This is a genomic window from Staphylococcus felis (assembly GCF_003012915.1).
GTDB classification, from domain to species: Bacteria; Bacillota; Bacilli; order Staphylococcales; family Staphylococcaceae; genus Staphylococcus; species Staphylococcus felis.
The window spans coordinates 2,386,113-2,408,929 of the sequence record NZ_CP027770.1 but is presented as its reverse complement, the minus strand read 5'-3'; the positions used below and the strand labels follow the sequence as shown (position 1 = coordinate 2,408,929).

19 protein-coding genes are annotated in these 22,817 nt (G+C 35.1%); 16 read left to right on the top strand and 3 right to left on the bottom strand.

All coding sequences use genetic code 11. The annotated features are described in order from the left end of the window. Window positions 1–25 precede the first annotated feature (25 nt). The 8 genes from C7J90_RS11495 to C7J90_RS11460 all read left to right on the top strand — a co-directional run bounded on the left by C7J90_RS11495 (window position 26) and on the right by C7J90_RS11460 (window position 9,924). Window positions 26–595, top strand: a complete 570-nt coding sequence (locus C7J90_RS11495; RefSeq protein WP_103207561.1) for a DUF2179 domain-containing protein — start codon at window positions 26–28, stop codon at window positions 593–595. After that, window positions 585–761, top strand: a complete 177-nt coding sequence (locus C7J90_RS11490; protein WP_103207563.1) for an NETI motif-containing protein — start codon at window positions 585–587, stop codon at window positions 759–761. The genes C7J90_RS11495 and C7J90_RS11490 overlap by 11 nt, the downstream gene beginning before the upstream one ends. Before the next feature lie 569 nt (window positions 762–1,330). Continuing rightward, on the top strand, window positions 1,331–2,626 hold the full coding sequence (purB, locus tag C7J90_RS11485; protein ID WP_103207565.1) for an adenylosuccinate lyase: 1,296 nt from the start codon (window positions 1,331–1,333) through the stop codon (window positions 2,624–2,626). 67 nt (window positions 2,627–2,693) lie between these two features. Next, on the top strand, window positions 2,694–2,996 hold the full coding sequence (locus C7J90_RS11480; protein WP_103207567.1) for a YerC/YecD family TrpR-related protein: 303 nt from the start codon (window positions 2,694–2,696) through the stop codon (window positions 2,994–2,996). Window positions 2,997–3,829: 833 nt separating this feature from the next. Continuing rightward, on the top strand, window positions 3,830–4,519 hold the full coding sequence (gene pcrB / locus C7J90_RS11475; RefSeq protein ID WP_103207569.1) for a heptaprenylglyceryl phosphate synthase: 690 nt from the start codon (window positions 3,830–3,832) through the stop codon (window positions 4,517–4,519). Beyond that, a complete protein-coding gene (gene pcrA / locus C7J90_RS11470; RefSeq protein ID WP_103207571.1) occupies window positions 4,519–6,711 on the top strand; it encodes a DNA helicase PcrA in 2,193 nt (730 codons plus the stop codon). Before pcrB ends, pcrA begins: the two co-directional genes overlap by 1 nt. Next, on the top strand, window positions 6,712–8,712 hold the full coding sequence (gene ligA / locus C7J90_RS11465; protein WP_103207573.1) for an NAD-dependent DNA ligase LigA: 2,001 nt from the start codon (window positions 6,712–6,714) through the stop codon (window positions 8,710–8,712). It abuts the gene before it with no gap. Between the two features lie 15 nt (window positions 8,713–8,727). After that, on the top strand, window positions 8,728–9,924 hold the full coding sequence (locus tag C7J90_RS11460; protein WP_103207575.1) for a CamS family sex pheromone protein: 1,197 nt from the start codon (window positions 8,728–8,730) through the stop codon (window positions 9,922–9,924). Between the two features lie 371 nt (window positions 9,925–10,295). Here the strand turns inward: C7J90_RS11460 and putP are convergent, their stop codons facing one another. Next, the gene (putP, locus tag C7J90_RS11455; RefSeq protein ID WP_167389016.1) at window positions 10,296–11,783 is read right to left on the bottom strand and encodes a sodium/proline symporter PutP; all 1,488 of its coding nucleotides are present in this window, start codon (window positions 11,781–11,783) and stop codon (window positions 10,296–10,298) included. Window positions 11,784–12,159: 376 nt separating this feature from the next. Between putP and gatC the strand changes: the two genes are divergently transcribed. The 6 genes from gatC to dinB all read left to right on the top strand — a co-directional run bounded on the left by gatC (window position 12,160) and on the right by dinB (window position 19,318). Further along, the gene (gatC, locus tag C7J90_RS11450) at window positions 12,160–12,462 is read left to right on the top strand and encodes an Asp-tRNA(Asn)/Glu-tRNA(Gln) amidotransferase subunit GatC (RefSeq protein ID WP_103207578.1); all 303 of its coding nucleotides are present in this window, start codon (window positions 12,160–12,162) and stop codon (window positions 12,460–12,462) included. A 2-nt stretch (window positions 12,463–12,464) separates the two neighbouring features. After that, the gene (gene gatA, locus C7J90_RS11445) at window positions 12,465–13,925 is read left to right on the top strand and encodes an Asp-tRNA(Asn)/Glu-tRNA(Gln) amidotransferase subunit GatA (RefSeq protein WP_103207580.1); all 1,461 of its coding nucleotides are present in this window, start codon (window positions 12,465–12,467) and stop codon (window positions 13,923–13,925) included. A gap of 13 nt (window positions 13,926–13,938) precedes the next feature. Further along, entirely contained in the window at window positions 13,939–15,366 is a 1,428-nt protein-coding gene (gatB, locus tag C7J90_RS11440; protein WP_103207582.1) for an Asp-tRNA(Asn)/Glu-tRNA(Gln) amidotransferase subunit GatB, read from the top strand. A 262-nt stretch (window positions 15,367–15,628) separates the two neighbouring features. Then, window positions 15,629–16,564 carry a diacylglycerol kinase gene (locus tag C7J90_RS11435; protein WP_103207584.1) on the top strand — a complete coding sequence of 312 codons (936 nt, stop codon included), beginning with the start codon at window positions 15,629–15,631 and terminating at the stop codon, window positions 16,562–16,564. 142 nt (window positions 16,565–16,706) lie between these two features. Continuing rightward, window positions 16,707–18,068, top strand: a complete 1,362-nt coding sequence (gene rlmD, locus C7J90_RS11430) for a 23S rRNA (uracil(1939)-C(5))-methyltransferase RlmD (RefSeq protein WP_103207586.1) — start codon at window positions 16,707–16,709, stop codon at window positions 18,066–18,068. 179 nt (window positions 18,069–18,247) lie between these two features. Beyond that, window positions 18,248–19,318: a DNA polymerase IV gene (dinB, locus tag C7J90_RS11425; RefSeq protein ID WP_103207587.1), complete on the top strand. Its 1,071-nt coding sequence runs from the start codon at window positions 18,248–18,250 to the stop codon at window positions 19,316–19,318. Here dinB and C7J90_RS11420 read toward each other — a convergent pair. Next, window positions 19,313–19,873: a 3'-5' exonuclease gene (locus tag C7J90_RS11420; protein ID WP_103207589.1), complete on the bottom strand. Its 561-nt coding sequence runs from the start codon at window positions 19,871–19,873 to the stop codon at window positions 19,313–19,315. The genes dinB and C7J90_RS11420 overlap by 6 nt on opposite strands. Before the next feature lie 189 nt (window positions 19,874–20,062). Then, complete coding sequence (locus C7J90_RS11415) at window positions 20,063–20,566, bottom strand: ferritin (protein ID WP_103207591.1); 504 nt, start codon at window positions 20,564–20,566, stop codon at window positions 20,063–20,065. A gap of 163 nt (window positions 20,567–20,729) precedes the next feature. Here C7J90_RS11415 and murT point away from each other — a divergent pair, with 163 nt between their 5' ends. Together murT and gatD are read left to right on the top strand one after the other, a co-directional pair. Further along, window positions 20,730–22,040, top strand: coding sequence for a lipid II isoglutaminyl synthase subunit MurT (gene murT / locus C7J90_RS11410; protein ID WP_103207593.1), 1,311 nt, complete (start codon window positions 20,730–20,732; stop codon window positions 22,038–22,040). Window positions 22,041–22,042: 2 nt separating this feature from the next. Beyond that, entirely contained in the window at window positions 22,043–22,768 is a 726-nt protein-coding gene (gene gatD / locus C7J90_RS11405; protein ID WP_103207595.1) for a lipid II isoglutaminyl synthase subunit GatD, read from the top strand. Window positions 22,769–22,817: the final 49 nt, after the last annotated feature.

Here is a 22,817-nt window from a genome sequence, read left to right as displayed (position 1 = left end):
GATTGAATAAGAAATGAGGTTGCCTATGAGTTTTATTAATGATAACCCTTGGATGATGCTTATTGCGATATTTATGATTAACGTAGCTTATGTCACTGCTTTGACGATGCGTGTCATTCTAACACTGAAAGGTTATCGATATGTCGCGGCTGTCGTCAGTTTTGTAGAAGTTTTAGTATATGTTATTGGATTAGGAATGGTGATGTCTAGTTTAGATCAATTTTTAAACATCATTGCGTATGCGTTAGGTTTTTCAGTAGGTATTATAGTAGGTATGAGAATTGAGGAGAAACTTGCGTTAGGGTACTCGGTTGTGAATGTGACAACAGCTGACTATGAATTGGATTTGCCAAGGCAGTTACGTGACTTAGGATATGGTGTCACACACTTTGGTGCACATGGGCGTGATGGCGACCGATTAGTGATGCAAATTCTTACACCAAGACGTTATGAATTAAAGCTAATGGATACGATTAAGCAGTTAGATCCCAAAGCGTTTGTTATAGCGTATGAGCCACGGACCATTCATGGCGGATTTTGGGTTAAAGGTGTACGTAGTAAGAAAGTAAAGGCGTATGATACTGATGAAATTTAAAGTTGAAGATCATGAATCCATCCAAGAATGTTTAGAGCGTATGAAATCACAAGGTTATATGCCTGTGAGACGCTACGAAAAGCCCATCTTTAAAGAAGATGAGCATGGACATGTTGAAGTGTTAAAGCAAGAAATTATCTTTACTGGTCAAAAAATAAAAGAGTAGCATCTTTATTTAGATATTGTAGATAAAGTATTTAATGATAAGAGTTTGGAACATAAACCCCGAAATAATAGCGTAGAGATGGTTCATGATTGAATCATCTCTACGCTATTCCTTTATCAATCATTCGTATTGTTTGGATCGCATTTCCTAGGGAATAGGTCGAGCCCCGGTCTCGAAGCTCAACCTATTCCCTCAGAAGTCTCGCCTACGATACTACGTCATATACATGTGATTTTATATTAAAATACTTTTTAAAAAAGACACTTTCGTAGCATTTAAATATAAAAAAATTCGAGATATTTATGTCCCAGCCTGTTTTATGCAATGCGATTGACTTAAAAATATAAAAGTTGAGTGTTTTGAATGCATCAGATTGAGAGTATAAGCGTATATTAACGAATATTCAATCTATATAATTCGTGAAAAGGGTGTAGAACCGTCTTTATAATTAAAAAATATAGAAAAAAACTACTTGAACACGAATGTTAAATCTGGTTGAATAAGAAATGTATATCTTTTAAGTCTTTGCTATAATAAAATTAACTATAAATGTTAGGAGTTTGTAAATAATGATTGAACGTTATTCAAGAGCAGAAATGTCAAATATTTGGACAGATCAAAATCGTTATGAAGCATGGTTAGAGGTCGAAATTCTAGCAAGTGAAGCTTGGAGCGAACTAGGTTATATCCCTAAAGAAGATGTTGAAAAGATTAGAAAGCATGCACGCGTTGATGTAAATCGAGCTAAAGAAATCGAACAAGAAACGCGCCATGACGTCGTAGCATTTACGCGTCAAGTTTCAGAAACACTAGGTGATGAACGTAAATGGGTACATTATGGTTTAACTTCTACAGATGTCGTTGATACGGCGCTAAGTTTTCAAATTAAACAAGCCAACGATATCATTGAAAAGGATTTAGAGCGTTTTATAGAAGTTTTAGCTGCAAAAGCTAAAAAGTATAAAACAACATTGATGATGGGAAGAACACATGGTGTGCATGCAGAACCAACAACTTTTGGTTTGAAAATGGCACTTTGGTATGCGGAGATGAAGCGTAATTTAGAGCGTTTTAAACGTGTGCGTGAAGAAATTGAAGTAGGAAAAATGAGTGGAGCAGTTGGTACATTCGCTAATATTCCACCTGAGATTGAATCATATGTATGCAAGCATTTAGGAATCGGGACTGCACCGATCTCGACACAAACATTACAACGTGATCGCCATGCATATTATATTGCTACAATGAGTTTAATAGCGACATCTCTTGAAAAATTTGCCGTAGAAGTTAGAAATTTACAAAAAACTGAAACACGTGAAGTAGAAGAAGCGTTTGCAAAAGGTCAAAAAGGGTCATCTGCTATGCCTCATAAACGTAATCCAATTGGTTCTGAAAACATCACAGGTATTGCTCGCGTTATTCGTGGTTATATTACAACAGCATATGAAAATGTAGCGCTATGGCATGAGAGAGATATTTCTCACTCATCGGCAGAACGTATTATGTTACCAGACGTGACGATTGCATTAGATTATGCCCTAAATCGTTTTACAAATATCATTGATCGCTTGACAGTCTATGAAGAGAACATGACTGAGAATATGAATAAGACATTTGGTTTAATTTATTCGCAACGTGTATTGCTCGCATTAATCGATAAAGGTATGGTTCGTGAAGAAGCTTATGATACTGTGCAACCTAAAGCAATGGAATCATGGCAAACAAAAACGCCATTTAGAGAACTTGTTGAAGCCGATTCAAAAATTACTGACCAATTATCTAAAGAAGAATTAGATGCATGTTTTGACCCTAGACATCACCTTAATCAAGTTGATACAATATTTAAAAGGGTGGGGTTAGAATAACTTTACTACACTTTAATCTATTAATTCGTTAAAATAATAATAGATTAATCAATTAGGGGTTGTTTGCATGCAAATTGAAAAATTACGAGGACAAGCATTAGATGAATTATTTGATGCAATTTTAACATTAGAAACAAGAGAAGAATGTTATCAATTTTTTGATGATTTATGTACTGTGAATGAGATTCAGTCGCTTTCACAACGATTGCAAGTCGCTAAAATGATCAAACAAGGGTATACTTATGCCACAATTGAACAAGAATCAGGTGCATCGACAGCAACCATTTCTCGAGTTAAACGATCGCTCCAATGGGGAAATGATGCATATACAATGATACTTGAGCGTATGAATATCGAAACAAAAGATTGATATAGTCATTTTTGCATTTCATCAATTTTTATGGGACGTATGATTATATTTATCATAGTTTCAAGCTTTCATTATTTTGCCCCAAAATAAGATGAAGGTCAAACTGATATACAAATAAGGAGTCTGATATATATCAGTAATCGAAAAACTTCGAGGTTTTCGTACGAATTCACGAAAAATCTCGAAGTTTTTCCTTTAATGATATGTTTAGTCGCACCACGATGGTGTTTGAATACCTTCTTAGGTATTGATTTAACGGTATCATTATAAGGCAGCCAAAGGGAAGTTTCTGTAGTGTTAATTAGTCATGTTATAATTTTTATACATAAGGCAACTCGTTAATTTAGTTTTTATGATGATGAATTAAATGATACGAAAGTGTCTTATTTTTTAAGTATAATAGTGAATGATTACATGCATAAACGAAGTATTGATGACGAGACTCCCGTGAGAACAGGACTAGCCGAATAGTACAAGGTGAGGTTGTCCACTCAGAAAGCGAAGGAATATCATACAAAGTTTTATCATAAAAAGAAGCACTAAGACGTATTTTTATTAAAAATCAACTTAGTGCTATTTAATTTGGGATTTATGCCCTAGACTTTTTTTATGAAAGCGAAAGTCGATTAAAACAAAGAAAGAATGGATTTTAGATTGGCGCAGTGAAAAGAAATTGCTTGTAACTTTGACTCTAAAAATAGTTTTCGTTAGGACGCTTTGTAAACTGCATGAAAAGTGATTAAATAAACGTGTAAAGTCTTTGTGAACTTTAGATATCAGTATATAAAAGTGCTATAATATGAGGTATGAAATTTTTAAAGGAGCGTAAAGCGATGTATGATATTAAAAGCTGGCGACACGTTTTTAAGCTAGATCCTGCAAAGGAAATATCAGATGAAGATTTAGATAAAATATGTATGTCTCATACTGATGCTATTATGATTGGTGGTACGGATAATGTAACAGAAGATAATGTGCTTAATTTAATGAGTCGAGTACGGCGATATCCTCTTCCACTTACATTAGAAATCTCAAATATAGAGAGTACGATGCCAGGTTTTGATTTTTATTTTGTACCAACTGTTTTGAACAGTAATGATACAGAATTTCATAATGGTATGCTTCATCGTGCGTTAAAAGAGTATGGACATATGATTAATTTTGATGAATTTATATTTGAAGGATACATCGTTATGAATCCAGATAGTAAAGTCAGTCAACATACGCAAGCGAATACAAAACTTGATGTTGATGATGTGATAGCATATAGTCAAATGGCAAATGCATTTTATAGATTGCCTGTCCTATACTTAGAATACAGTGGCACTTTTGGTGATTTAGATATTATCAAAGCGGCGAAATCAGAGTTAACTGAGACCCAACTTTTTTACGGCGGGGGCATCGATAGTTTAGAACGTGCGCAACAAGTTTCAGAAATTGCTGACACTATCATTGTTGGCAATATTATTTATGATGATATCAAAAAAGCGATTAAAACGACTAAAATAAAGGAGAGAACATAATGAATTCACTTGTGCAACATATGAACGCTGAACAAAGTGAAGCGGTACGAACAACTGAAGGGCCACTTTTAATTATGGCGGGAGCAGGTTCAGGGAAAACGCGTGTTTTAACACACCGTATCGCATATCTATTAGATGAAAAAGGTGTTTCTCCTTATAACATCTTAGCCATCACATTTACAAATAAGGCAGCCAAAGAGATGAAAGAACGTGTTCAAGTGCTTGTAGGGGAAGAAGCAGAAGTGATTTGGATGTCTACATTCCATTCGATGTGTGTACGCATTTTAAGACGAGATGTTGATCGTATAGGTATTGAACGTAATTTCACTATTATTGATCCCACAGATCAAAAATCAGTGATTAAAGATATTTTAAAGAGAGAAAATATAGATCCTAAAAAGTATGAGCCAAGAATGTTTATTGCGGCTATCAGTCAGTTGAAAAATGAACTCAAAACACCTCAAATTGCGCTAGGAGAAGCTAAGGATTTTTATACACAAATGGTAGCCAAAGTATACGAAGGGTATCAAAATCAGTTATTACGAAATCAAGCATTAGATTTCGATGATTTGATTATGACGACAATTAAATTGTTTGAGCGTGTTCCGGAAGTCTTAGATTATTATCAAAACAAATTTCAATATATTCATGTTGATGAGTATCAAGATACCAATAAAGCACAATATACATTGGTTAATTTAATTGCGAAAAAGTTCAAAAACTTATGTGTTGTAGGTGACTCAGATCAATCAATATACGGTTGGCGTGGAGCCGATATTCAAAATATTTTATCATTTGAAGAAGACTATCCTTCAGCGAAAACAATTTATTTAGAACAAAATTATCGCTCAACTAAAACAATTTTAACTGCTGCGAATGAAGTCATACGACATAACACAGAGCGCAAGCCTAAAGGACTATGGACTGCAAATCAACAAGGTGAAAATATTCATTATTATGAAGCGTTTAGTGAACGTGATGAAACAGAATTTGTTGTAAAAGAAATCATGAAACAGCAACAAAAAGGTAAGAAATATAAGGACATGGCAGTGCTTTATCGCACCAATGCGCAGTCACGTGTGCTTGAGGAGACATTTTTGAAATCTAATATTCCATATGTCATGGTTGGCGGCCAAAAGTTCTATGATCGAAAAGAAATCAAAGATGTATTAAGTTATCTGAGACTTGTTGCGAATAGTGCCGATGATATCAGTTTACAACGTATTATTAATGTACCTAAGCGTGGTATTGGCCCGTCATCAGTTGAAAAAATTTCAAATTATGCTAATGCACATCAAATGAGTATGTTTGATGCACTAGCTGAAGTCGACTTTATTGGGTTGTCCAAAAAAGTGACACAAGCTGCAGCCGATTTTTATACATTAATGAGCCATTTAATGAAAGAACAAGAATTTTTAGAAATAACGGATATTGTTAATGAAGTGCTAGATAAATCAGGGTACCGTGAAATGTTATCGCGTGAACAAACAATTGAAGCTCGAAGTCGCCTTGAGAATATCGATGAGTTTATGTCAGTTCCACATGATTACGAAGAAAATACACCGCTTGAAGAGCAATCTCTGATTAACTTTTTAACAGATTTGTCACTAGTGGCGGATGTTGACGAGGCTAACTTAGAAGATGGCGTTACGCTGATGACGATGCACTCTGCTAAAGGTTTAGAGTTTCCTGTGGTATTCATCATTGGTATGGAAGAGTCGATTTTCCCACATATCCGCGCGATTAAAGCGGATGATGATCATGAAATGGAAGAAGAACGTCGTATTAGTTATGTTGCGATTACACGAGCAGAAGAGGTCTTATACTTGACTCACGCTTCTTCACGAACGCTTTTTGGGCGCTCACAATCTAATCCTCGCTCAAGATTTCTAAACGAAATACCAGCAGATTTATTAGAATCACAATCTAATCAACGAATGGGAAGTATGGGAAGTCAACGTAAACCTGTTAAAAGAGACTTTAGTAAGCGAATGACGAATTCAAAATCGCTACAATCCTCTACTGATTGGCGAGTAGGCGATAAAGTGATTCATAAAGCATGGGGAGAAGGCATGGTCTCTAACGTTAATGATAAAAATGGATCAATAGAGTTAGATATTATCTTTAAAAGCGAAGGGCCTAAACGTTTGCTCGCACAATTTGCGCCTATTGAAAAAAAGGGGGATTCATAAATGGGTGAACTTCAATCAAGAGTACAAACATTGCATCGATTGTTACATCAATATAACTACGAATATCATGTTCAAGATAACCCGTCAGTACCAGACAGTGAATATGATCAATTGTTACACGAACTTATTGAGATTGAGCAAAATCATCCAGAATTCAAAACAGCAGACTCTCCTACAGTGAGGATAGGTGGACAAGCACAATCTTCTTTTGAGAAAAAAAGACATGACACACCGATGTTAAGTCTTTCAAATGCTTTCAGCGAAGAAGATTTACGCCGCTTTGATCAACGTATACGCGATGTAGTAGGACAAGTTGAATATATGTGTGAACTTAAAATTGATGGGTTAGCTGTATCGTTAAAGTATGTGGATGGTAAATTTGTACAAGGTTTAACGCGTGGAGATGGGACAATTGGTGAAGATATTACTGAAAACTTAAAAACAATACAGGCAATTCCGCTTACATTAAAAGAATCCATTTCATTTGAAGTACGTGGAGAAGCCTATATGCCAAGGCAATCATTCTTAAAGTTAAATGAACAGAAAGAAAAAAATGAAGAACAACCCTTTGCCAATCCGAGAAATGCAGCTGCTGGGTCACTACGTCAACTTGATTCAAAACTAGCTGCATCAAGAAAGTTAGATATTTTTATTTATAGCATCAATGATTTCACTGAACTTGATGCAACATCGCAAAGTGAAGCGTTGGATAAGTTAGACCAACTTGGTTTTAAAACGAATCAAGAACGTTCAAAAGCTGGATCGATTAACGATGTGATTGACTATATTGAATATTGGACTGAAAAACGAGAAAGTTTAGTGTATGATATCGATGGTATTGTCATTAAAGTGAATCAAATTGAATTACAAGAAGAAATGGGATTTACTCAAAAATCACCAAGATGGGCCATAGCATACAAATTCCCAGCAGAAGAAGTGGTATCTCAATTACATGATATTGAATTGAGCATTGGAAGAACTGGAGTCGTTACCCCAACCGCAATTTTAGAACCTGTCCGTGTAGCAGGAACAACTGTATCCCGTGCATCACTTCATAATGAAGACTTAATTCATGAAAAAGATATACGTATAGGCGATCATGTAGTTATTAAAAAAGCTGGCGATATCATACCTGAAGTTGTACGTGTCATATTAGATAGACGTCCAGACGATGCTAAGACGTATCACATGCCAACACATTGCCCAAGTTGTGAACATGAGCTTGTCCGTATAGAAGGAGAAGTCGCTTTAAGGTGTATAAATCCTAAGTGTCAAGCACAACTTGTAGAAGGATTAATTCATTTTGTATCAAGACAGGCAATGAATATAGATGGATTAGGGACGAAGATTATCGAGCAATTGTATCATAATCATTTGATTAAAGATGTGGCAGATATCTTTTATTTAACAAAGGAAGATTTATTACCGCTTGAACGTATGGGTGAGAAAAAGGCTCAAAATATCATCAACGCTATAGAAAAGTCAAAAGCTCAATCACTTGAGCATTTATTATTTGGATTAGGTATACGTCATTTAGGAGTTAAAGCAAGTCGTGTTTTAGCTGAAGAGTATGAAACTATGGATCAATTATTCGAAGTGACTAAAGCACAACTTATTGAGATTCATGATATTGGTGAAAAACTAGCACAATCTTTAATCACATATTTAGAAAATGAGGATATACAATCACTAATTAAAAAACTTCAACAACAAAATGTAAATATGACCTTTAAAGGACAAAAATTGTCTAACGTGGAAGGGCACCCAGAATTGAGTGGAAAAACGATTGTTTTAACAGGAAAACTTAAACAAATGACTCGTTCGGAAGCTACAAATTGGTTGAAACTTCAAGGTGCAAAAGTAACGAGTAGTGTAACAAAATCCACTGACCTAGTCATTGCAGGAGAAGATGCTGGATCAAAATTGACTAAAGCAAAATCTTTTGGCACAACAATTTGGAATGAACAAGAACTTATCAAAAAACAAAACGAAATTAATTAAGTAAGGGGTTTAGCGATGAAAAAAAAGATTATCACAATCTTAGGTTTATCCCTCGTTTTAACAGCTTGTGCACCAAAATCAGACTCACAACCTGAAGATGCAGACCAAAGCGGTCAAGGCTCAGATAAAGTAAAAGAAATAGCCACTGATAGAGCAGTACAAGGAGAAGATTATCGTACAATACTACCATTTAAAGAAAGCCAAGCGAGAGGACTCGTACAAGAAAATATGGCTAATAGTTACAATGGTGAAGATTTTGAAGATGGGTTATTAGAGATTAGCAAGCGTGTTTATCCAACAGATGACTATTTGTATCAAGATGGTCAATACTTAGATAAAGATACGATTAGAGCTTATCTAAAACCTAAATATACAAAAAAAGAGCTTGACGGAATGAGTGATGAGGAAAAAGAAGATCGTAACGCTACTGAAAATTTAGGATTGAACCCATCAACAAATGGAGAAAAAGATGAAGAAAAAATAGCTAAAAAATCTCCAGCTGTATTATCAAATATTTTAGAACAAGATTTTTATGATAACTCAGATACAAAAGGAAACAAAATAAAAGGGATGACTATTGGTTTAGCCATGAATAGTGTATATTACTATCAAAAAGAAAAGTATGGTGAAACATATAGTCAAAACCTAGATGCTCAAAAAGTAGAAGAACAAGGGAAAGAAATGGCAGAAGAAATCTTAACACGTTTAAGAGCACATAAGGACTTAAAAGACATTCCGATCACATTTGCAATCTATATTCAATCGGGACAAGATGATATTACACCGGGTCATTTCGTAAGTTATGCTTCGTCTGAGGAGCGAGAAGCAAATTTAGATGATTGGCATAAGATTAAAGAAAAAACAGTATTGCTACCTTCAAGTGAAGCAGCAGAGTATAGCGATCATTTAAATAATAATTTTCAAAACTTCAACGATAGCTTACAATCTTATTTTTCTAATTTCACTCAAGCTGTGGGCAAAGTCACATTTACGAACAAAAAGGCGAGTCATTTAGTAGTTGACTTACCGATTGATTATTATGGTAAAGCGGAATTAATAGGGATTACACAGTATGTTACGCAACTGTCTGAAAAAGAATTTAAAGAGATGGATTCATATGAAATTCATATTAAAGATGGTAGTCAGGCAAGAGCATTGATTGTGAAAAAAGAAGACGACAAGTCACCACAAATTCATATATATAACAATTAACTTCAGTTTGTAGAATATCTAAAAATGAGCCTAGGACATCAATCCCAAAATAATAGCGTAGAGATGATTGAATCACCTCTACGCTTTTCTGTTATCAATCATTCGTATTGTTTGGCTCGCATTTCCTAGGGGATGGGTCGAGCCTTGGTCTCGACGCTCATCCTATTCCCTCAGGAGTCTCGCCAACAATACGACGTGATATACATGTAATTTACATTAAAATACTTTTAAAAAAGACACTTTCGTATCATTGAATGAATCACCTCATTATAAGAAAACTTCGAGATTTTTCGTAAATTCTTACGAAAACCTCGAAGCATTTCGATTACTGAGATGTTTATATTCCAGACTCATTTTTAATGATTAACGTTTTATTTCTTTGCGTCTGCTAATTGTTGTTCTACTTGTTTAAATTCATCTAATACAAAAGAGCCTGGTTTTTGTGTGAATAATGATACGACAATTGTAACGATTAAGCTTACAATAAAGCCAGGTACAATTTCGTATAGATTAAAGAAATCATTGACATCACCTAATGGCAAGATTAAGACAATCCATAATATAACTGTCAATGCTCCTGCTATCATACCGCTAATAGCACCAGTTCGTGTTAGTCCTTTCCAATATAAAGATAAAATAACAAGTGGACCAAATGAGGCACCGAAACCAGCCCACGCATTACCAACTAAATTTAAAATTGTATCATTTGGAGTCCAAGCAATGAGTATTGCTACAAGGGCTACCACTACAACTGATATACGACCGACAAGTACGAATTCTTTTTCGTGTTTTGACGTATTAGCTTGTGACCCCCGAATAAGCTTATAAAAATCTTCAGTCAGAGAACTTGATGTCACAAGTAATTGTGAAGAGATTGTACTCATAATTGCAGCTAAAATGGCTGCTAATAAGAAGCCACCAACTAATGGGTGAAATAGGACTTGTCCCATTAAAATAAATAAGGTTTCTGGATCTTTAATCACAACGCCTTGTGCTGGTACAAATGCAATGCCTAACAAACCTACTAAAACAGCGCCTAATAGACCAACTGCCATCCAGCTAATTCCAATACGTCTAGTGAATGGAAAGAGCTTAATTGAACGAATGGACATAAAACGAACTAAAATATGAGGTTGGCCAAAGTAACCTAATCCCCAAGCGAGAAACGAAATAATTCCAATCACTGTTGTGCCTTTAAAGAGGTCAAGGTTAGTGGGTTTCATTTCTGCTATTGTTCCAAAAGTATCTAAACCATTCAGCTTAAGCATTGTCACAATAGGCACCATAATCATAGCAATTAACATAATAACCCCTTGGAAGAAATCTGTAATTGAAACAGCTAAATAGCCACCAAAAAAAGTATACAAAATAACAATAGCGGCAATAACAATTAAACCGATTCGATAATCTAGACCGAATGCACTCTGAAATAATTTTCCGCCTGAAACAAGACCTGAATGCGTATATAGGGTAAAAAAGACAACAATAATTAATCCTGAAACAATTTTTATAATATTTGATTGATCGTTTAAGCGATTTTTAAAAAAGTCAGGCAACGTGATAGCATCACCTGCTAATTCGGTATGCACACGCAAACGAGGTGCCACGACAAGATAGTTAATATAAGCACCAATTGTTAGACCGATAGCTAACCATAGTGCTGATAATCCAGTTGAGTAGACCTCACCCGGCAACCCCATAATCATCCATCCGCTCATATCAGATGCCCCTGCAGAAAGTGCAGTAACCCATGGCCCGATATTACGTCCACCTAACATATATTCGCTTAGGTTACTTGTAGCTTGTTTATAGCCATAGTATCCTATTCCGAGTAGTATAATGAAATAAGCAACAATCATAATGTAAGTTTGCCAATCAGGATTGACTTGGCTAGATAGTGTAGCTCCGTATATAAACAAATAAAATCCCCCCTATTTAGAGTGCTTAAATTCATTATACAGAATTGTCAAATAAAAAAAAGAAGTTTTTTAACGGCAATTCACATTTCAGACATAATTTAGTAGTTAAAAGGGAGTTACAATTAAGAAGCTAATCATAACAAGGTACAATCAAAACGTTTATCGTTTTGTTGAAGAAAAAGTTGGAATAAGCTAAGTGGCTATAGTCTTTAATTGACTTTATTATGAGTGGAGTGTCGAAAAGGTTTAGATTTTTACTATGAAATTTGATACAATTTATAGATAAAAGACTAATTTTAAGGGAGGCTTTGTTGTAATGGCTGAAATTACACACGAACAAGTCGAATATATTGCTAATCTTGCTCGCTTAAATGTAACTGAAGAAGAATCAAAATCATTGCAAGGCACGTTAGCTGGTATACTGGATTTTTGTCATCAAATTGACAATGTTGACACAGAAAATGTTAAACCTACGAATCACGTATTGGATTTACAAAATGTATTGCGTGATGATGTGGCAGTTGCAGGACTACCACAAGAAAAAGCATTAACAAATGCGAAAGAGGTAGAAGCAGGTCAATTTAAAGTGCCAGCAGTCATGAATGAGGAGGACGCATAAAGATGAGCATCCGTTATGAATCAATTGAAAATCTACAAAAAATGATAAAAAATAATGAAATTAAACCTTCAGAAATTGTAAAAGATATTTATAATGCTATTGAAGAAACGGATCCAACTATTCAATCATTTCTCGCATTAGATAAAGACAATGCAATCAAAAAAGCAGAAGCGCTTGATGCATTACAAGAGAAAGGTCAGATTGAAGGAAAATTATTCGGGATTCCTATGGGGATTAAAGATAACATTATTACAGAAGGTTTAGAAACAACATGTGCAAGTAAAATGCTAGAAGGCTTTGTACCTATTTATGAATCAACTGTAATGAAAAAATTACATGCTGAAAATGGTATTCTTATTGGTAAAGTAAACTTAGATGAGTTTGCAATGGGTGGTTCTACTGAAACATCTTACTTTAAGAAAACAGTTAACCCATTTGATCACAAGGCTGTACCAGGTGGATCATCAGGTGGTTCAGCAGCAGCAGTGGCTGCAGGTCTCGTGCCATTTACATTAGGTACTGATACGGGTGGTTCGATTCGTCAACCGGCAGCGTATTGTGGCGTAGTTGGATTAAAACCTACATATGGACGTGTTTCTCGTTTTGGATTAGTTGCGTTTGCATCTTCTTTAGATCAGATTGGTCCTATTACACGTAATGTAAAAGACAATGCACTTGTTCTTGAAGCTATTTCTGGTGAAGATGAAATGGACTCAACTAGTGCACCAGGTGTTGCAACAGACTTCACTTCAGAAATTGGAAACGATATTCAAGGTATGAAAATTGCCTTACCTAAAGAATATATTGGTGAGGGTGTCGACGAAGAAGTGAAATCAGCTGTATTAGAAGCGGCTGAAACTTTAAAAACTCTAGGAGCAACAGTTGAAGAAGTGAGTCTCCCGCGTACATCAGCTGGTATTCCGTCATATTATGTTATTGCGTCAGCAGAAGCGTCTTCAAACTTAGCGCGTTTTGATGGGATTCGTTATGGTTACCATTCTAAAGATGCAAAATCGCTTGAAGAATTATATAAAATGTCACGTAGCGAAGGATTTGGAGACGAAGTTAAACGCCGTATTTTCTTAGGAACATATGTATTGAGTTCGGGTTACTTTGATGCCTACTATAAAAAAGCGCAAAAAGTTCGTACGTTAATCAAAAATGATTTTGAGAAAGTTTTTGAAGACTATGATGTTATTATTGGACCAACGACACCGACTGTAGCATTTGATCTTGGAAGTGAGATTAATGATCCATTAACAATGTATGCCAATGATTTGTTAACAACACCTGTTAACTTAGCAGGTTTACCTGGTATCTCATTGCCATGTGGTTTGGCAGAAAACAAACGTCCAATAGGGCTTCAACTTATCGGTAAACCATTTGATGAAAAGACATTATATCGCGTAGCATATCAATACGAAACAAAGTTCAACCTACACGATCAATATCAAAACTTATAAGGAGTGGCAATCCATGCATTTTGAAACAATAATAGGGCTTGAAGTCCACGTTGAATTGAAAACAGATTCTAAAATGTTTTCAAATGCACCTGTTGGATATGGTGCAGAACCTAATACAAACACAAGCGTAATCGATTTAGCTTATCCAGGTGTCTTACCTACTGTTAATAGACGCGCAGTAGATTGGTCTATGCGTGCTGCTATGGCGCTTAATATGGATATTGCAACAGAGTCTAAATTTGATCGAAAAAATTATTTTTATCCAGATAATCCAAAAGCATACCAAATTTCACAATTAGACCAACCTATTGGTGAACACGGTCATATTGATATTGAAGTGAACGGTGAAACAAAACGCATCGGCATTACACGTCTTCATATGGAAGAAGATGCTGGTAAATCTACGCACAAAAATGGTTATTCATTAGTGGACTTAAATCGTCAAGGGACGCCATTAGTTGAAATCGTTTCAGAACCTGATATTCGCTCACCAGAAGAAGCTTATGCTTATTTAGAAAAATTAAAAGCAATTATTCAATATACTGGTGTATCGGATTGTAAGATGGAAGAAGGTTCTTTACGTTGTGATGCCAATGTTTCATTACGTCCTTATGGCCAAAAAGAATTTGGAACTAAAGCAGAACTTAAAAACTTAAACTCATTTAATAACGTTCGAAAAGGACTTGAATATGAAGTTAAAAGACAAGAAGAAGAGTTATTAAATGGTGGAGAGATTCTACAAGAAACACGTCGTTTTGATGAGGCAACAGGTAAGACTATCTTAATGCGTGTGAAAGAAGCTTCAGATGATTATCGTTACTTCCCTGAGCCGGACATCGTACCTTTATACATTGATGAAGCATGGAAAGAACGCGTACGTCAAACGATTCCAGAATTACCTGACGCACGAAAAGCAAAATATGTATCTGAATATGGTTTGCCTGAATATGATGCACACGTTTTAACTTTAACAAAAGAAATGTCTGATTTCTTTGAAGGTGCTGTAAAAGAAGGTGCAGATATTAAATTAACATCTAACTGGTTAATGGGTGGCGTTAATGAATATTTGAATAAAAACCAAATCGAATTGAAAGATACAGCATTAACACCTGAAAACTTAGCAGGAATGATTAAACTGATTGAAGATGGAACAATGAGCAGTAAAATTGCTAAAAAAGTATTCCCAGAACTTGCTCAAAATGGTGGGAATGCACAACAAATTATGAAAGATAAAGGTTTAGTTCAAATTTCTGATAAAGGTGCAGTCCTAAAATTCGTCCAAGAAGCGATTGAAAATAATCCGCAATCTGTTGAAGACTATCAAAATGGTAAAGGCAAAGCGATGGGCTTCTTAGTTGGACAAATTATGAAACTTTCAAAAGGACAAGCAAACCCACAACTTGCTAATCAATTATTAAAAGAAGAACTTGATAAGTTATAAAAACTCAATGAAATATATAGTATTTACAACAAATTGAGTGAATGTAAGGTGAGACGGTATAATCTTGATTTAGTCTAGGTTTTTGTCTCACCTTATTTATTTTAAAAGTCATTTTTATGGGCGATATCGAAATGGCATATGCACATACTTATAGCGCTTTATAACCCAAATACTATCTTAAAAACTTAAGTGTTATGACTTTCAATGAAGAAGAGGTTTGCTATAATATGAGTTGTGAGTACATTAAAATTGAGGGATATGAATGAGAAAACGCGCAAGAATTATTTATAATCCAACGTCAGGAAAAGAACTATTTAAACGCGCTTTGCCTGACGTATTAGCTCAAATGGAACAAGCAGGTTATGAAACGAGTGCTTATGCTACACAAAGGATAGGAGATGCAACAGAAGAAGCGGCACGAGTCATTAATCAAAATTTTGACTTGCTCATAGTTGCAGGCGGTGATGGTACACTCAATGAAGTGATTAATGGAATTGCCGAAAAGCCTAACCGTCCAAAGATAGGTCTCATTCCAATGGGGACAGTTAATGATTTTGGACGAGCACTTCATTTGCCGACTGATATATTTGAAGCAGTTAAAGTGATTTTAACTGGAAAGACAGTTGAAGTTGACATCGGTAAAATGAATAGTCGATATTTCATCAATCTTGCAGGTGGCGGTAAAATTACTGAAGTTTCATATGAAGCTCCAAGTAAATTGAAATCAATAGTTGGACCTTTTGCATACTATATCAAAGGTTTTGAGATGTTACCTCAAATGAACGCAGTTAATGTAAGGATTGAATATGATGGTGAGATTTTTGAGAGGGACATTATGTTGTTCTTACTAGGGCTAACCAATTCAATGGCTGGGTTTGAAAAGTTAGTTCCCGATGCAAAACTTGATGACGGCATGTTTTCATTATTGATTGTCGAAAAAGCAAATATTGCTGAATTAGGACATATTATGACGTTAGCGTCTAGAGGTGAGCATGTCAACCATCCTAAAGTCCATTATTATAAAGCTCAAGCGATTAACATTTCATCATTCAGTGATATGCCTTTAAATGTGGATGGAGAATATGGCGGTCAATTACCTGCTAATTTTTTTAACTTAAAGAGGCATATTGAGGTATTTTCACCTTCACAAGAAGATAATGATATGTTATTGATTGATGAACCACAGCAGTCTGAATAATAACTTAAGCGAGCGCAAATCAAGAATAGAGCAGAGACTAGAACGTCGATAAGTACAAAAAGACAACATCTTCGCGCTATTCCAACGACTCGCTTTTTTGTTTTGTTTTAAAACGCATAATATGAATTGTGGGGAGTATTTTATGTCAGTAGTTGAAAAGAACAATGTATATGAAGGGCGCGTTGTTGATTTTACTCATGAGGGCCACGGAGTGATCAAAATGGAGCGATATCCCATTTTTGTACCTCGAGTGTTAGTGAATGAATGGGTGTCTTTTAAAATTATAAAAGTTAAAAAGAACTTTGCAATTGGACGGCTGGTTGAAGTTAAAGAGAGAAGCGCATCTCGCGTTGAACCACCATGTCAGTATTTTTACAAATGCGGAGGCTGTCAGTTGCAGCATATATCTTATGAAACGCAACTGGATATGAAAAGAGAACAAGTCATCAATTTATTTGAGCGAAAAGGAAAATTTAGTAATATAAAAATTAAAGATACAGTCGGTATGCAAAATCCATGGACATACCGAAATAAATCACAAATACCTGTAGGCATCGACAAAGAAGGAAAAGTGAAGATGGGTTTTTATCGTCAGAGAAGTCACGATATTATCGATATTGATGAATGTCTGATTCAATATGATGAACAAGATGCAATCATGGGATTTTTAAAGCAGACGATTCAGAAGTATCATATTAAACCTTATCAAGAGGAAAAGCACAAGGGGTTATTGCGTCATGTTGTGATTAGAAAAGGACATTTTACTAATGAAGTAATGGTTATTTTCGTACTTAATGGGACAAAACTCCCTCATCAAGAAGCATTAATACAGGACTTAATCACTCAATTTCCTCATATTACAAGTATTAAAATCAATATCAATACAGAAAAATCAAATGTCATTATGGGAAAAACTTCACACACATTATATGGAAAAGAGGTAATCATTGATTATTTAAATGATGTCACTTTCGAAATTAGCGATTTATCATTTTATCAAATTAATGTGACACAAACACAAAAGCTATATACTATTGCCAAAAATTACGCTCAATTGACAGGAGAGGAAATTGTTCTCGATACGTATTGCGGTATAGGGACAATTGGACTAATGATGGCACCATATGCTAAACATGTTTATGGTGTTGAAGTCGTAAAAGAAGCGATTGAAGATGCTAAACGAAACGCTTTAAATAATCAAATGGCCAATACAACATTTGAAGTAGGAGCAGCGGAAGATGTTATGTTACGTTGGAAAGAAGAAGGTATCAAACCGGATGTGGTTACAGTCGATCCACCTCGAAAAGGGTGTGATGAGACATTTATTCAGACGCTACTAGAACTTGAACCAGAACGGATTGTCTATATTTCATGTAATCCAAGTACGCAATTGAGAGATGTACAACTTCTTTCGGACAAATATGTCATCAAGGAAATTACACCGGTAGATATGTTTCCTCAAACAACGCATGTCGAAACGGTCGCTTTATTAACCAAAAAGTAAGTGATGCTGGAAGGAAATATAATTACCGTATAGTATGATGTTAAAGAACTGCTTTGATAAGTGAGTAGTTCTTTATTTATGTAATCAGAAACAATGTGGAAATTGAATTTGATGAGTTAAAGACACTTTCTTTAAAGTTTGAGTGTTAGTATGATGTAAAGGAGAAGGAGTGAATACTGATGACGCCACGCCGTATTATTCATATCGATATGGATTACTTTTTTGCACAAGTTGAGGTTCGGAATAATCCTAAGTTAAAAGGAAAACCAGTCATAGTTGGTGGGAAAGCAAGTGGGCGTGGTGTTGTCTCGACTGCTTCGTATGAAGCTCGTGAGTATGGTGTACATTCAGCAATGCCAATGGCTCGAGCACATCAATTGTGCCCAGATGGATACTATATTACGCCTCATTTTGAGTTGTATAGAGAAGTGTCTCATCAAATTATGGCCATTTTCAAAAGTTATACTGATTTAGTTGAACCATTATCACTTGATGAAGCTTATCTGGATATCACTGAACTTGTAAGACCTGATCTTTCAGCCTCACAGATTGCACAATTTATAAGAAGAGATATATTTGAAAAAACACAGCTCACTGCAAGTGCTGGCGTGTCTTATAATAAGTTTTTAGCAAAGCTTGCCAGTGGAATGAATAAGCCGAATGGGCTAACAGTTATTAATTATTCAAATGCACATGATATTTTAATGAAATTAGATATTGGTGATTTTCCGGGAGTGGGTAAAGCATCAAAAATTAAAATGCACAAGCATCACATTTATACTGGGCAAGATTTATATAATCAAACAGAACGAACATTAGTCCACTTATTCGGTAAAAAAGGACACCATTTATATCAACGTGTGAGAGGGCACGATAATCGAGTTGTTCAATCAGAAAGAACACGAAAAAGTGTAGGTGCAGAGCGCACATTTTCAATTGATACAAACGATGATGATGAAATACTTAGGAAAATTGAAGAATTATCACATAAAATCTCTGAACGACTTGAACAGTTGGGACAAGTGGGACAAACGGTAACCGTTAAAATCAAAACAGATGCGTTTGAAAATTTTTCAAAGCAGCGAAGTTTAATAACGCCTGTACGAGAAAGTCAGGAAATTTATCAAATTGCTTATGAGTTATACTATGAACTTAAAGACCCGAATGTGCCAATTCGTTTGATTGGTATATCCATTGGAAGCCTGCAAGATCGTTTCTTTCGTAATATGACAATATATGATTTTCTATAGTACATCTTTGTCTTGTAATTGTTTGCCATATATTTTTAATACATCATTCAGGCTTGGATAATGTTGTAATAGACGATACGTAATCATGGCACATGCTTTGGCATCATTTAAGGCATCGTGATGTCCTTTGAAATCCAAATTATAGAAGTTCATCATATGATTTAATCCATACCGCGGTGCATCAACAGTTCGTCGAGAGAGTTGATAAGAACAAAAGTACGAAATATCTGGCGTTTGAAAGTGAGCAGCTTTAAGGCTTGCATGAAGGACTGACATATCAAATGCAGCATTGTGTGCAACAACTGGAAGCTGCTCCATAAATTGTAACATATAGGGAAACACTTTATTAAAAGTAGGAGCAGTGACAACATCAGCAGGTTGTATACCATGAACAGCAATATTTCGATTTGAAAAATAATCATTTGGATTGACCAATGTATAAAATGTTTCTGTTAACTCATGATTAACCACCTTGACCATTCCTACAGAACAAATACTTGTACGCTTATAATTAGCTGTTTCGAAGTCAATCGCAATAAAACTGTCTGTCACTATAATCTTCCTTTCATTATGATAGATATGTCAACATTATAAGCAAAACAGATTGGAATGTGAAACAATATATTTGAAAAGTAAGCACCAGAAACTGAGTTAAATCGAGGAGCGAAAGAGGTATTTAGATACAATTGATATAAAAGGGGAGAAACAAGATAAAGTCCCCCCAATCAATATGAATATGAAGTTTTAATTTTCAGGTGTGAATGTGCGTTGAGCTAAATCTTTTTCGTAAAGGTATAACGCATTAGAATCATCACCGATACGTTTTAAGTAATCAATATGTGTTTCGAACATTGATTCTTCTTCAACTTGTTCATCTAAAAACCAATTTAAAAATGAAACGGTAGCATAATCTTTTTGACGATTTGCAATTTCTGATAAATCATAGAAACGTTTTGTGACGTTGCGTTCTTGCTTTAATCCATCTTCAAATGTTTCTAAAATTGAGCTAAAATCAACTTTAGGTGCATCTAAATCAGAGAAAACAGCTTTTTCTCCGCGGTCGTTAATATAGGCATATATTTTTTGACCATGAAAACGTTCTTCTTTAGCTTGCTGGATGTAAAAGTTTGCAAAACCGTCATATGAACAATAGTCACAGTAAGCAGCCATAGCCATATAAGCATGAGCAGCATAAAACTCATAATTCATTTGATCGTTTAAAGCATCTAGTAGTTCTTTATCAAGCATGTGTAATTCCTCCATAAATGTATAATATAATTTGTATTCTCCTTGCATTTTACCCGTAATGACGGTAAATATGCAATCAAAATTTGAATTGTCTTTTATTTTAGTTTTTGAAATGTGGTCGACCATGTTATAATATTGAGATGAAATTAGAGGAGTGTATGGAATGAGACAATGGACAGCAACCCAGATGGCTAAATTAGCTAGGAAAGCGAGTCGTGCAGTTGGCAAAAAAGGGACAGACTTACCAGGCCAAGTTGCACGAAAAATTGATAATCGTATTTTAAGAAAGTTAGCAGCAAAAGTGGATGAAGTCGTTTTTATTAGTGGGACAAACGGCAAAACAACGACATCGAACTTAATTGGCCATACACTAAAAGCGAATCATATCGACATTATTCACAATAATGAAGGTGCCAATATGGCTGCGGGAATAACGTCAGCGTTTATCGTGCAAACAACCCCTCAAACTAAAATGGCTGTCATCGAGATTGATGAAGGGTCTATTCCTCGTGTCTTAAATGAAATGACACCTACAAAGATGGTATTTACCAATTTCTTTAGAGATCAAATGGATCGCTTTGGTGAAATAGATATTATGGTTAATCGCATTATTTCAGCGATTGAAGATAAAGGAATACAGCTTATTTTAAATGCAGATGATCCGTTTGTAAGTCGACTTAAAATAGCAAGTTCTCGAATCACATATTATGGTATGCAAAAAAATGCCTATTCCTTTGAGCAATCAACTATGAATGAGAGCCGATATTGTCCGAATTGTGGAAGATTACTCAATTACTCATATATACATTATAATCAACTCGGTCATTATCAGTGTGAATGTGGATTTAATAGACATACACCAGATTATGAAATTTCAACTTTTACGATTAATCCATTTATTCAGTTAACTATAAATAGTCATACATTTGATATGAAAATTGCAGGGGATTTTAATGCGTATAATGCGTTAGCTGCATATGCGACATTACGAGAACTTGGTTTAAATGATGAGTCTATTCGAAAAGGATTTGAAAGTTATACGTCTAATAATGGTCGTATGCAATATTTTGAAGGTCAAAAACATAAAGCATTGATTAATTTAGCTAAAAATCCTGCTGGAATGAATGCAACAATGGCAATGGGCGAAAAATTAAAAGAAAAAAAGGTTTACGTATTGAGTTTAAATGATTTTGCTGCTGATGGGCGTGATACATCATGGATTTACGATGCTGATTTTGAAAAGTTAAGCAATCAAGATATTGAGGCGATTATAGTAACTGGAAGCCGTGCTGAAGAGCTTCAACTTAGACTCAAATTAGCTGAGGTAAATGTGCCTATTATAATTGAAAAGGACATTTATAAAGCGACGGCATTCGCAATGAATTATCATGCATTTATTGTGGCTATTCCAAATTACACCTCTTTAACACCAATGCTTGATCAATTAGAGCGTTTATTCAAGGAGGAACAATAACGATGTATGAGTTGACGGTTTATCATTTTATGCCAGACAAATTGAATCTGTATAGCGATATTGGTAATATTATGGCCCTTAAATTTCGTGCAAAACAACGAAATATTAAGTTAAATGTTGTTGATATTAACGAAACTGAAAATATTGACTTATCAAAAGCTGATATTTTCTTTATTGGTGGTGGTAGTGATCGTGAACAGGCGTTAGCGACACAAGCCTTACTTAAAATCAAAAAACAATTAAAAGATGCGATAGAAGATGGATTGCCAGGTTTAACAGTCTGTGGCGGTTATCAATTTTTAGGTGAGAAATATATTACGCCAGATGGTCAAGAATTAGAAGGACTGCATATATTAGATTTTTATACTGAATCTAAAGAAGATCGACTGACAGGAGATATCGTTATCGAAAGCGAGAAGTTTGGAACGATAGTCGGTTTTGAAAACCATGGTGGTCGCACATATCATCACTACGATACATTAGGTAATGTGAAATATGGCTATGGTAATAATGATACGGAGCAAAAAGAAGGAATTCACTACAAAAATTTATTAGGTACGTATTTACATGGGCCGGTCTTGCCGAAAAATCATGAGTTGACAGACTATCTTTTAGAAGCAGCAGCCAAACGTAAAGGTATCCCATTTGAACCACAGAAATTAGATAATACAGTAGAAGAAGCAGCGAAACAAGTACTTGTGAATCGAGCACTAAATCAAAAAGCCTAATCATAGGAATGATCATAAAAGTCGACACACCTCAACATCATACAAGGTG

Excerpts from the sequence above, each read along its gene's own strand:
- dinB (WP_103207587.1), top strand. The coding sequence starts at position 18,248 with ATGACGCCACGCCGTATTATTCATATCGATATGGATTACTTTTTTGCA.
- pcrB (WP_103207569.1), top strand. The coding sequence starts at position 3,830 with ATGTATGATATTAAAAGCTGGCGACACGTTTTTAAGCTAGATCCTGCA.
- C7J90_RS11490 (WP_103207563.1), top strand. The coding sequence starts at position 585 with ATGAAATTTAAAGTTGAAGATCATGAATCCATCCAAGAATGTTTAGAG.
- C7J90_RS11415 (WP_103207591.1), bottom strand. The coding sequence starts at position 20,566 with ATGCTTGATAAAGAACTACTAGATGCTTTAAACGATCAAATGAATTAT.
- rlmD (WP_103207586.1), top strand. The coding sequence starts at position 16,707 with ATGTCAGTAGTTGAAAAGAACAATGTATATGAAGGGCGCGTTGTTGAT.
- gatD (WP_103207595.1), top strand. The coding sequence starts at position 22,043 with ATGTATGAGTTGACGGTTTATCATTTTATGCCAGACAAATTGAATCTG.
- ligA (WP_103207573.1), top strand. The coding sequence starts at position 6,712 with ATGGGTGAACTTCAATCAAGAGTACAAACATTGCATCGATTGTTACAT.
- putP (WP_167389016.1), bottom strand. The coding sequence starts at position 11,783 with ATGATTGTTGCTTATTTCATTATACTACTCGGAATAGGATACTATGGC.
- murT (WP_103207593.1), top strand. The coding sequence starts at position 20,730 with ATGAGACAATGGACAGCAACCCAGATGGCTAAATTAGCTAGGAAAGCG.
- C7J90_RS11495 (WP_103207561.1), top strand. The coding sequence starts at position 26 with ATGAGTTTTATTAATGATAACCCTTGGATGATGCTTATTGCGATATTT.
- gatC (WP_103207578.1), top strand. The coding sequence starts at position 12,160 with ATGGCTGAAATTACACACGAACAAGTCGAATATATTGCTAATCTTGCT.
- C7J90_RS11480 (WP_103207567.1), top strand. The coding sequence starts at position 2,694 with ATGCAAATTGAAAAATTACGAGGACAAGCATTAGATGAATTATTTGAT.
- C7J90_RS11435 (WP_103207584.1), top strand. The coding sequence starts at position 15,629 with ATGAGAAAACGCGCAAGAATTATTTATAATCCAACGTCAGGAAAAGAA.
- purB (WP_103207565.1), top strand. The coding sequence starts at position 1,331 with ATGATTGAACGTTATTCAAGAGCAGAAATGTCAAATATTTGGACAGAT.
- gatB (WP_103207582.1), top strand. The coding sequence starts at position 13,939 with ATGCATTTTGAAACAATAATAGGGCTTGAAGTCCACGTTGAATTGAAA.
- pcrA (WP_103207571.1), top strand. The coding sequence starts at position 4,519 with ATGAATTCACTTGTGCAACATATGAACGCTGAACAAAGTGAAGCGGTA.
- C7J90_RS11460 (WP_103207575.1), top strand. The coding sequence starts at position 8,728 with ATGAAAAAAAAGATTATCACAATCTTAGGTTTATCCCTCGTTTTAACA.
- gatA (WP_103207580.1), top strand. The coding sequence starts at position 12,465 with ATGAGCATCCGTTATGAATCAATTGAAAATCTACAAAAAATGATAAAA.